At 59.7% G+C, this 11101-nt stretch carries 10 protein-coding genes; 6 read left to right on the top strand and 4 right to left on the bottom strand.

Annotated elements, in window-relative coordinates; all coding sequences use genetic code 11:
- Nucleotides 1-145 precede the first annotated feature (145 nt).
- Nucleotides 146-1012 (top strand): hypothetical protein, encoded by an 867-nt coding sequence (locus ABIL25_04585; GenBank protein ID MEO0081555.1) that lies wholly within the window; start codon nucleotides 146-148, stop codon nucleotides 1010-1012.
- A complete protein-coding gene (locus ABIL25_04580) occupies nucleotides 1009-2133 on the top strand; it encodes a hypothetical protein (protein MEO0081554.1) in 1125 nt (374 codons plus the stop codon). Before ABIL25_04585 ends, ABIL25_04580 begins: the two co-directional genes overlap by 4 nt.
- Nucleotides 2134-2160: 27 nt before the next feature.
- On the opposite strand, the gene ABIL25_04575 is transcribed toward ABIL25_04580, so the two are convergent.
- Nucleotides 2161-2916, bottom strand: a complete 756-nt coding sequence (locus ABIL25_04575) for a GNAT family N-acetyltransferase (GenBank protein ID MEO0081553.1) — start codon at nucleotides 2914-2916, stop codon at nucleotides 2161-2163.
- A 118-nt stretch (nucleotides 2917-3034) separates the two neighbouring features.
- On the opposite strand from ABIL25_04575, the gene ABIL25_04570 reads away from it, so the two are divergent.
- From ABIL25_04570 to ABIL25_04560, 3 genes are all read left to right on the top strand, one after another.
- Entirely contained in the window at nucleotides 3035-4819 is a 1785-nt protein-coding gene (locus tag ABIL25_04570) for a KamA family radical SAM protein (protein MEO0081552.1), read from the top strand.
- 4 nt (nucleotides 4820-4823) lie between these two features.
- The gene (locus tag ABIL25_04565; protein ID MEO0081551.1) at nucleotides 4824-5363 is read left to right on the top strand and encodes an epoxyqueuosine reductase QueH; all 540 of its coding nucleotides are present in this window, start codon (nucleotides 4824-4826) and stop codon (nucleotides 5361-5363) included.
- A gap of 331 nt (nucleotides 5364-5694) precedes the next feature.
- Complete coding sequence (locus ABIL25_04560; GenBank protein ID MEO0081550.1) at nucleotides 5695-5994, top strand: hypothetical protein; 300 nt, start codon at nucleotides 5695-5697, stop codon at nucleotides 5992-5994.
- 265 nt (nucleotides 5995-6259) lie between these two features.
- On the opposite strand, the gene ABIL25_04555 is transcribed toward ABIL25_04560, so the two are convergent.
- The 3 genes from ABIL25_04555 to ABIL25_04545 form a co-directional block, all read right to left on the bottom strand.
- Complete coding sequence (locus ABIL25_04555) at nucleotides 6260-7600, bottom strand: FlgD immunoglobulin-like domain containing protein (protein MEO0081549.1); 1341 nt, start codon at nucleotides 7598-7600, stop codon at nucleotides 6260-6262.
- Between the two features lie 156 nt (nucleotides 7601-7756).
- Entirely contained in the window at nucleotides 7757-8317 is a 561-nt protein-coding gene (locus ABIL25_04550; protein ID MEO0081548.1) for a hypothetical protein, read from the bottom strand.
- Nucleotides 8318-8724: 407 nt separating this feature from the next.
- A complete protein-coding gene (locus ABIL25_04545; GenBank protein ID MEO0081547.1) occupies nucleotides 8725-9285 on the bottom strand; it encodes a hypothetical protein in 561 nt (186 codons plus the stop codon).
- A 114-nt stretch (nucleotides 9286-9399) separates the two neighbouring features.
- On the opposite strand from ABIL25_04545, the gene ABIL25_04540 reads away from it, so the two are divergent.
- Nucleotides 9400-11025: a M6 family metalloprotease domain-containing protein gene (locus tag ABIL25_04540; protein ID MEO0081546.1), complete on the top strand. Its 1626-nt coding sequence runs from the start codon at nucleotides 9400-9402 to the stop codon at nucleotides 11023-11025.
- The last annotated feature ends 76 nt before the right edge of the window (nucleotides 11026-11101 follow it).

Below are 11101 nucleotides of genomic sequence, written 5' to 3'. Positions count from 1 at the left end.
ACTCCTTTCATGGTAAGGGCTGGTCAGATTATGCCTCCTGTTTCGAGTACTTTTCTTACGTGAGGCAACGGGGTAGCTTCGAGTACATTTTTGGTGAGGCAACGCGTGATATTGACAGCACCTTGAGCAAGGACTAACATTGCCCATGCCAGTGCGGGTTACCATACCAGACCGTTTTCTCGTGCGTGCGCGCGGGGGGCCGACTGGATGGCAGCCTTTCGCACCGGTCCCGGCCGATATCGAAGTTGACATACCCACCCTGCTCCTTGAGGCACCTGAACTGCTCAACTCTGAACGTGAAAGGCACCGGTACGTAGCCACAATGCCGTCAAATGCTGAACGGGTGCTGATTGCGATAGAAGAGAACGGCCACCTGGCGATTGCCGCCTGCCCAGACCCGGGAAGCCAGGACGACTATCAGCGTCTGGTCGCAGACGTGCTCTGGACCAGTGTGATGCTCTGGCGTCGGCCGTACCTGGACCTCGCTGCCGAGTTCAGAAGGCGCATCGGTACCGAGTTAGAGCTCTTGGTCGGTGACCGTGCCGCCCCTGGCTGGTCTGCAGAGCAGTTCCAGAACGGAATAAGAACAAGCCTGAGCCAGGGTCGGTTTCCTGTCATCTTTGTCACCTGCGGGCAGCACGCCGTGCCGCCAGACATGATAGCGTACCTAGACTCGCTGAACGTTCCGCCCCGGACCGTCAGTTTCACCACCTTCCGCAGCGGAGAAGTGGAGCTGGTGATGCCGGGTCAGGTTGAATCGGGTTGGGCCGAACCTGCAGCCGCACCACGGGAGACTTGGTTCGAACCCACCCGGCCCGAGCCAGAACCGGTGCCTACCAAAACTATCGCCACAGCTAGCGAAGAGACAGAGCCTGAAGACCAGGCTGAGCCAGTGCCGCCCGATTTCCCCTGGGCACGGGCTGGCACCAAGCCTGGTGTAATGGCGGACAAGCGACCTCCGCCTGACAGCACCAGACGCAAGCCGGACAGTAGGACCGGAGGCAGGAAGTGACCAGCGGCTGCATCAGGGTAAGCGGTGCAAGCGACCGGTGGCAGACCGTCGAGCCCCGGCCATCGGACACACCGTTTGACCCGCTTCAGCTCATCCTCGACGTGCCCGAGTTTCTCGGCATGCTGGATGCAAGCCAAGGCACTCCCCGCGCCGCGATTATTGCACCCGGCTCAGCCTCGAACCGGGTGCTGGTTGCGGTAGATGCGGCCGGTGCAGTCCAGCTCGTTGCCTGTCCGGCCGATGACACCGAGTTGTCCAGTATCGTTGGTGACCTCCTGGCCGCGGGCGGCCGTTTCTGGCGCCAGCCCTACGAGACTCTGGCCAAGGCCTTTGATGAGGCACTTGGCTGCTCCCTTGTGGAACGGCTCAGTGCCCGGGTTGGCAAGGAATGGAACGTCGGCGCTTTCCGCAGCGGCATCGAGAGGAGCCTCAGCCTTGGACGCTTTCCGATCGTACTAGTTGTCCGGGCACGGACAAAGCAGGTCGAGGACACCCTCAGCTATCTTGCAGGAATGAACATCCAAGTCCGGGTACTCAGCTACACCTACTGTGCGAGCAACGGCGTAGAACTGGTCCGACCGGTGTTGCTTGACCCAAAACCCGGGACCGCCGCAGACCACACGGTTGAGGCGGCACAGCGCACCATCATCGTCGAGCGCCACACCGAACCAGCACCACCCAGTGCCAGGCACGAAGCGGCCGCTGAACACGAACCGTTCATCCTGAGCAAGGCATCTCCCCAACAGCAGGAAATCCTCAATAGGCTGGCCGGACTTGACGACCTGAAGCTCGTGCGCCGCGGAAACGAATACCTGCTGCCGCTCCCGGGTGGCCGGTTCAAGCCCGAAGCCACAATCACCCTTGCTGTGGATCCGAACCGCTGGCCATTTCCCCAGCCGGATGAAGTCATCGTTGTTGTCAACATAAGCCAGGACCACCTTGCCGGCTATCTCAAGGTCACACCACAGGAGATTAGAGATTTTCTAAGCTCACTGCCGAGGGTCGAGCGTAAGGAACACAAGGGCTGCGTCCTACTCCGCGCCGCCGGAGTCGGTGAAGCCCTGCAACTGGTCAACGAACTGAAGGCGCTGAAGGAAGTCTCTTTCGGCGGCATCGGCTAGCAGTTCTTCAGGACAACCGCAGCCCGGTTAGCGGTCGGTGCCGAACCAGATGTACTCGGCCTGTTTTTCAAACCCCATAGTTTCGGTCAGGCTGATTGAAGCCCGGTTCGTGCGCACGATGTAGACAAAGGGCTGGATGCCGAGTTTGCCCACTTGTCGGGCAAGATGGGCGGTTATGGCGCGTGCCAGCCCTTGGCCGCGGAATTGCTCCAGCACGTGCAGCATCCCCATCGAGCCGTCGTCGTGGATCAACGCCCACGCGACCGGCCTTCCATCGCGCCGGATACACGAACTGGGCATCGCCTTGATTCGGGACTTCACGTACTCCACCCGGCGGCGGCCGTAAGGCCAGTTGCGGGCGATGAGCGGCGCGTCGGCCGGCCGGAGCGGACCCACGCGCACACGCGGAGCAGGCGCGAGCCGGCCAGGCTTCAAGATGTACATATGGCAGTAGTTTGTCCAGGCCCTACGCCGCGCGTCCGGGCCGGGCCAAAGGCGCCGAATCGTGCGAAAGAATCGGGACGGCGTAGCGCCGAACCGCTGGCGCAGGTTGCGGGGAAGCGATGCGACCACGCAGGCCGCGGCGCGCGGATTCTCGGCGTACAGGGTCAGGCGCCGGTCGGTCCGGCACACGACGGCCTGCGGACAGGCAGGGTTGTCAACCCTTATCCAGCGCGGGATGTTTCCGGCGGCGCCGGCGACCAAGTTCGCGGCTGAGTTGGAGGCGGGCCGATGCGCTTCGAGCCAGACTCGAAGTAGAGTGGTGTTTTGGCACAGAGGCACGGGAGAAGGTTAGGCGCATTGTCGCGCCGGTCAAGGGCGAGATTTCGCGTTGACCACGGCCCGTATCGGGCATAAACTGAGGCAGCGCGGACCCGCAGGGTCAGCGCGGAAAAGGCTAATGACGACGCCGAAGTTCCAGCCCATCTGGGATGCGAATCCCGAGCTCTATGACGTGCTGCGGGAATCGGAGAATCTGGCCCAGGCGCGAGAGCGGGTATTTGACTACCTCAACCGGCAGGAGCAGAAGTTCCTCAACCACGAGTTCGACCTGCACGCACTCGAGCTCGTGACGGTCATCGAGTGCACCGATGTGATGAAGCAGGTCATCTCGCAGCGCAGCGAGGCAGTCACCGGTCACAGCGCGCTGCGGATTCTCTGGCGCGCGGCGCGGGGCGAATCGGCCGAGGATACGGTCGCGCCCGGATTCAAGGAGGAGTTCCGCCATCTTTTCCGCGGCATCCGAGGCGAGTCGCGGCTCTACCCGGAAATCGCCGTGGAACCGCCGGAGAAACTGTCGGGCGGGGCCGCGGCCAGGGCGCGATCCCGCGACCTCGACCGGCTGGCTGAGCATATCGAGACTTGGCTCGACCGGTACCCGAGCGGGCTCGATGCCGAGGTCGTGCGGCGGCGCGAGTACAACCGACAGCGCATCGCGGCGGCGTTCGGCGCGGGCGAGGAACAGTGGCATAACCACGTCTGGCAACTGCGCCACATCATCCGCGACTCAGCGACGCTCGGCCGGCTCGTGCGGCTGACCGAGGAGGAACGGGAGGCGATTGACCAGGCTGCGGACAACGCGATACCGTTCGGCATCACCCCGCACTATGCCTCGCTGATGGACTACAACACCAGCCGAATGCTCGACCACTCCATCCGAGCTCAGGTGATACCATCGGCCGACTACGTCGAACTGATGCAGGCGAACCGGGAAAAGGGACTTCACTCGCTCGACTTCATGCTCGAGCACGACACCTCGCCGATTGACCTCGTGACCAGGCGCTATCCACGCATCGCGATTCTCAAGCCCTACAATACCTGCGCCCAGGTGTGCGTCTACTGCCAGCGCAACTGGGAAATCAGCCGGCCCTGGGCCGACGACGCGCTTGCACCGGCCGAGCGACTGGAGCAGGCTATTGACTGGTTCCGGCACCACCGCCACGTAACCGAGGTGCTCGTGACCGGCGGAGACCCCCTGGTGGCCGGTACGCGCTTCATCGCCGGGCTGCTTGAACGGCTGGCCGAAATCAGGCACATCGAGCGCATCCGCATCGGCTCCCGCGTGCCGGTGACGCTGCCGATGCGCATCACGCACGACCTGGCCAATGTCATCGCCCGGCACCACGAGCCGGGCCGGCGCGAAGTCTGCCTTGTCACTCACATCCAGCACGTCTACGAGGTGACGCCCGAGACCGTGGCCGCGGTCCAAGAACTGCGCCGCCGCGGCATTGCCGTCTACAATCAGATGGTCTTCACCCGTGAGAACAGCCGGAGGTTCGAAGCGGTCGCGCTTCGCCGTTTGCTACGGCTCATCGGCGTTGACCCGTACTACACCTTCAACACCAAGGGCAAGGAAGAAACGGTGGACTTCCGCGTGCCGATTGCCCGGCTGCTGCAAGAGCAGAAGGAAGAGGCACGGCTCGTGCCCGGACTGGTCAGAACCGACGAGGCGGTGTTCAACGTGCCGGGTATGGGCAAGAACTACGTCCGGGCCGGACAGCACCACCGGCTCATAATGGTTCGGCCGGACGGGCGCCGGGTCTACGAGTTCCATCCGTGGGAAAAAGGCATCTCGCTCGCGCCGACCTACATCGAGACCGATGTCGGAATCTGGGAGTATCTTGAGTGGCTCAAGTCGGTAGGGGAAAACCCGAAAGACTACCGCTCCATCTGGTACTACCACTGAGTTGGTGAAACCGAAGCTGCTGCTGCACATCTGCTGCGGGCCGTGCGCGACTCACGTGGTCCGGCGGCTTAGCGACCAGTACGAACTGACCGGCTTCTTCTACAACCCGAACATCGCGCCGGAAGATGAGTATCTGCGCCGGCTGGTCGCGGTTCAGGAACTCAGCGCCCAGTGGCACGTGCCGGTTGACGTGGAGTCGTATGCGCACGACCGGTTCCTTGAGACGGTGCACGGGCTGGAAGATGAACCTGAGGGTGGCAGGCGCTGCGAGGCGTGCTATCGTCTGAGGCTTGAAGCTGCGGCTGCAGCGGCGCGGGCCAACGACTGCGCTATCGTTGCGTCAACGCTCACCATCGGCCGGAACAAGAAAGCATCGGTCATCAACGCAATCGGCCGGGAAGCGTGCGCGGCCCATGGGCTTCGGTTCCTCGAAGCCGATTGGAAGAAGCAGGACGGGTTCAGGCACAGCGTGGAGCTTTCCCGCGAACTGGGTTTGTACCGCCAGTCTTACTGCGGCTGCGAGTTCTCCAGACCAAGAACCTAGCTCGCAGTCCCAGTCAGACTGTGTCCCGGTATTGATGCTTCCGTATATGAAGACCTTGACAGAGGCTCGTTGAGTACAGCCGTGACGCCATCGGCCGCGACTCGCTAGCTGCCAACGGTCGGCGGTAAGAAATGCTCTCTTGCCAGGCGACGCGCAGAATTCACAGGACTCTTCTGCTGCTTGCCCCAAGACATCTATCCGGATGCAACTGCATTGTGTACTCCCGCCGAGTTAGTGGCTTGAAAGAACCAAGACATGACATCCGCCGTAACAAGAACATTATGCGGCACTTAGATAGTGAACTGTACCTAAAGTAGCTATCCGGGGGCCAATGGACCCCGTCATCCCATTAGACACTGTCCTCCTCACCGGCTTCGACAAGAACAACCATACCAACATCATCACGTTGCTGGAGATTATGCCCGAGACGCAGACCGACAAGGTCTTGGTCACGTTCCTCGCCAAGCGTTCGGACACGTTTGACACCACGAAGTTCACCTCGGCATTCGGCACGTGGAACGTAACCGAATTTGCCACGAAGCCCGACACGTCCTTCGTCACGGAGCTTGACACGGACACCATCACGGCGTTCGCATCGGTATTCGACGCGCAGACCGACACATGTCGGTGACCGTGTTCGCACCGGAAGACGAAGCCGCGGAGACGAAGTTTGAGCCGGGGTCAAGAATTGAATCTTGCGGTTCGTGGAAGCCAACCGCCGACGGTTGGCTTCAGGCTTCTGCTTTTTCTTCTTAGGCTTCGAGCCCTTGACCACTCTAATTTTTCTCTACTTGACCCGTTGCCGGGCTGTTGGAAACGATTGGGTGACAAGCAACAGACCGTGAACACGCTGCGGGGCGGCGTAAGACGCCGCCCCGCGAGTCAGAAGCTATTGGCTACCGGGTAAGGACCACCTTGGTCCAGGCTTTGGAAACGCCGGATACCGTGCAGAAGTAGATGCCGGGCACTACAGCGTTGCCGGCATCGTCGTTGCCATCCCACATTGCAAGACCTTCGGCTGTCGGCTGCCGGCTCACAGCCAGCGAACGGACAAGGCGACCAGTGTTGTCGTAGATGCGCACTTGCGCATCACGTTCTCCGCCAAAGCCAAGATGCAGGACAACTGAGTTCCGAAACGGATTCGGCCAGGCCTGAAGCGTTCTGTCGGAGCAAGGCAGCTTCTTGCTTTCTTCGGCCAGGCCGACCGGCGGGTTGAAACCAGCGATCTTGAAAATGCGGTTATTCCCGCCGGTGTTGTCCTGCATTATCGTTATCCAGTACGAGGCGTCGCGCGGGTCGTACTCCACGCCCCGGACATTCCAGTTGGTATTGGTGAACCTCAGCCCGTTGAGAACGGTGAGTCCGACCCGATCAACCTCGTACAGGCAGGTAGAGTCAATCGCAGTTCCACCCGAGTTGAACCAGGTATAGACATTCAGAAGCGATGGTGGGTTTGATGGCGTACCCGGGTCGAGTGCCAAACACCGTGTACCGTAGACCCCATTCTTGGGATGGTTCACAGTCTGAAGTAAAGTCCCGAGCGTGTCGTAAACGAAGATGAGCTGCTGGCCGCCGGGCGCAATTCTACGGTCGGTTACATAGACCTTGTGCTCGGCATCGTGCTCGACAACGCCGACTGGGTAGTCAACCGCAGCGACTGAGAATTGACGTACGATCGTGCCGGTCGGAGTTATCTTGTACACTGTTTTCTGGGGATTGGCGAGAATCCAGAACGTGTTGTCGTAAGCGCAGTAGTCAATGTCAGTGCAGGAGTCCTGGGGCGCGGGAATGGTGCCGGCCGCAGTGAGCATACTATCCGAGGTGTACTTGTAGATCGTGGAGTTCATGAAGTAGCAGCAGTACAGCAGGTTGTCCTGAGTATTGTAGGCAAGTCCGTAAAGACCGTAGTCTGTCGGCATTCCCGGGCAGACCTTGGGTCCCCAGATGATTGTCCCGGGCGGCAGCCGCTGCTCGCCGACTGTAAGCGTGAAGACGTAGATCCAATCGTGGGCCCAGTTGTCTGAGTGGACGTACAGGGTGCAGGGGACCTGCGTCCCTGGCGGAATCGTCCCCTGGGCATAGGCCGCAAACCGGTCCGCGTCATTATTGCGACTCGCACCAGCCGGAATCGTGCCGAAACTGCCGAGCGAGTCGGTTATCTGGAACTGGCTGTACCCAGAGCGCAGCTTCGCAGTCACGCTCTGGGCCTCTTCATTACCCAAGTTCCTTAGCGTCACGACAAGCTGTCCGCTTTCACCCGGATCAAACCGGCCATTGCCGTTGCCGCCAGGCGGCGGGTCATACACAGTGTTGCTGAGATAGGCTACGTACGGACCGGTACCGAGGTTGATGAGAGAAACGTCGTCGGCGAAGACCTTCGCCTCAGGCGTACCTCAACCACTGTACGTGTAAGCGTAGAGCGCAACCTCGACCTTTGCAACCTGGCCCGGGTTCACACCTGGCAGGTTCTGGGCAAGCTCCTCAGCGATGCCAAGGGTATATTCGGCCCATGCCGGGTTGGTAATTCGCTTCAGGCTCAGGGTCGGGGAAGGAGTCCAGTCAGCATAGGTGGAGTAGTAGTAGCGGGTTTCGCCAAGTAGTGCGTCGGCCAAATCATAGTAGCACACCTGGAAGCACGCCGCCGGCCAGCAGGTTGATGAACCACCGGCTTCGTAGAAGCTGGCCCAGAATGACAACTGGAGCTGAATCCCGGGCACGGCCACGCGCTGGCTGAGTCGGGCTGAGCCTGGGTTGTCGTACTGGTACGCCATTGCCTCGTAGTCCGGGTCTGGCTGGTAGGCTGTATTCCGGTCACAGGTGTGGGTACCTGAGCCCTCGCCAACGATGGTCCAGCCGACCGAAAGGTCCTGCTCAAAGTCGCCATTGGTGAGCAGATTCTGGGCCAGGGCCAGACCCAGAACGGCTGGTAGCACTAGCAGCAGTTTCAACCGCATTGAACCTCCTTTCTCACAGCTATGGTTCTAACTCGAACTTCATGACCGTTGAGATACATTTCTCTTCATCTCTGGTCAGTTTTGACCGCGCGAACAGTTGCGACCGTGCGGCCTGCACTGAGTTCAGCGATGTACACGCCGGCACCAAGGCCGGAGGGATCCCAGAAAAGATGTCCTGTTCCTTCGGGCTGCATACCTGCGTCAACTAGTGCGATGCATCTACCCGCAGCGTCAAAGACCCGGCACATCACGTGCGCCGGACGCTCCAACCGGTAACCGAAGTTTAGTCGGTCCGAAACCGGGTTGGGGAACGCTGAGACAGAAGATAGAACCGGTGAGCCTGATTCACCGATGCCGATGGCATCAAGTGAGAAATCGTCGGCGGAGACCTCCGCCCAGGGAAGGGTTCAACCACTCGATGTGTAGCAATGAAGTGCGACCCTTACCTTGCTCACGTCGGCCGGGTTCACGCCCGGTAGGTTGACGGTAAGCTCAGCCTGGACATCAAGGCGGTAGTTCTGCCATGCCGGCTCGGTAACTTCAATCAGGTGCTGGGTCGGGGTGTTGGTCCACGTGCAGTACTGGTCGTGGTAGTAGAAAAAAGTCATGCCGAGCACGTTGTTTGCCGCATTTAGGTACTCAACGCAGACGCTGGCAACCGGCCAGCAGGTCAGAGACCCGTTGCCGATTTGAAACTTGGCGTTGAACCGCAGTTCGACGTTTGCACCCGGCACGGCCACAAGCTGGCTGAGTCGGGTAAGACCCTCGCCACTGTACTGGTAGGTTCGAGCTTCATAGTCCGGGTCTGGGTCGTAGTTTGTGGCCCGGCTTATCGTCTGTGTTCCGACTCCTTCTTTGGTCTGGACCCATCCGACTGAAAGGTCCTGCTCAAAATCGCCGTTGACGAGAAGATTGGCTCGGACCGGCATGAGTAGCATCGCTGCACAACAGAGAGCCACAGTTTTCATTCACACTCCTGATTGGAAAGATTCTAGCGTGAGCAGACCGGCGGTCAAGCAGACGGATATTGACCCGGTTCGCAGTCGGGTTATTCTTGTTCCAAGTCAAGCTGAGGAGTTCACATGAGAGTTACTATCGTTCTAATGTGTGCCGGTCTTACTGCCGCGATGCCGCCAGGCCCGTATTTTGCCGGGCCGGAGCCGGTCTTCCCGCCAGGTGTAGAAGAGCCGGGTCCGAATCTATTGGCCGGATACGGATACTGCGAAACAGTGACAATTCTGATGCAGTTCCCGGACAATCGAGCCGATACGATCAAGCGCAGCCCGGCCTGCTTTGACTCCATGCTGTACTCGACCGGAGTTTACAATCAGGGACCGTATCGTGCGGGCAGCCTGAACGATTACTTCCTAGAGAATTCCTACGGTACGTATGATGTGCGTGGAGAAATCGCCGGCAACCGCTGGTTTCTTTCCCAGTACAATTACTCGCGCTACTATGACGGCAACTACATGCTCTCAACCGGCTCCCAGATGGCGCGCGAGAACATTCAGCAGGTTGACCCATATGTGGACTTCCGTCAGTTCGACCTGAACTCGGACGGATACATTGATGCGATGTTCATGGTTCACGCTGGCGCGGACGGAGCAGACAATGGCAACGTGAACTGCTGCTGGAGCCATGCAATTCCATCGTTCAACTACCTGACTCAGGATGGTGTGCGCATTCGGGGCGTCACCAATGTGCCGGAGTTCGCCATGGTCACTCCGGCGCGGGAAACAACGATGTGCTGCATAGCAGTGATGTGCCATGAGCTCGGGCATCTCGTGGGTCTCCCTGACTTGTACCAGAGTGGTCGGACCCAGTGGGGTGTAGGTTACTGGGGGTTGATGGGCTACGGCGCCTGGGGCGCGGGCGGTAACACGCCTTGGAGTCCGTCGCATATGGAAGCATGGTCCAAGGTCACGGCCGGATTTGTCGTGCCGACGGTAATCACACAGAACACATACGGTCTGCGTATTCTCGACGTGGAGACTCATCCGGTGATCTACAAGGTGTGGCGTAACGGGCAAGACCGGGATACCTGTTTCTATCTTGAGAACCGGCAGAAGAAAGGATTCGATTCGCCTTTGCCTGGGGCCGGGCTTGCCATCTGGCATATTGACCCGTACCACAGCGCATGGTACGACCGTGTGGATATGGAGGAGGACTCAACATTCCATTTGGACAAGGGATTCGGATATCGGCCGGACCCGCACATTTATCACCAAGAACTGGGTGACACCTCGGATGTCTTGCCCGGAATCTGGAACCGTGTACTGTTTGATTCGACCTCCGTGCCTTCAAGCCGTGACCGGCAGAACAGGTCAACCAAGATCGCCATAAGCAACATACGCGAGGCAGGAGATACTATAGTTTGCGACGTTACGTTGGACGGGTCAGTACCAGTGGCGGAGGGGGGGCGTGCACCATACGCTTCGCGAGGTACACTCGAAGTGAGACCGAATCCGGTCACGAGTGGCGTCACGACGCTTAGGATTCATGGCGTCGAGGGATGCAGTGGTCAAAGCGCGAGCTTGCGCGTGTTCGATGCGATTGGTCAATGCATCCTCGTCTGCAAAATGCCATTTGGTAGTTGGCAACCGGACATCAAACTGGACCTCAGAACGTTGCGCGCGGGTGTGTATTTGGTCAGACTAGACCTGGATGGTCTGACGCAGACGCACAGAATAGTAGTGGCAAGTAGGTAGGCTGGAAACACTAGGCTGGATAACAGGTGGGGTGGGGCACGGTATTGCCTGCACCAACCCAAGGCCGCGTGGTCGT

It is taken from the genome of candidate division WOR-3 bacterium, from assembly GCA_039801365.1.
In the GTDB taxonomy this organism is placed as follows: Bacteria; Hydrothermota; Tepidihabitantia; order Tepidihabitantales; family Tepidihabitantaceae; genus JBDRUN01.
The sequence above is the reverse complement of the archived record's forward strand: the minus strand, read 5'-3'. Positions and strand labels throughout refer to the sequence as shown.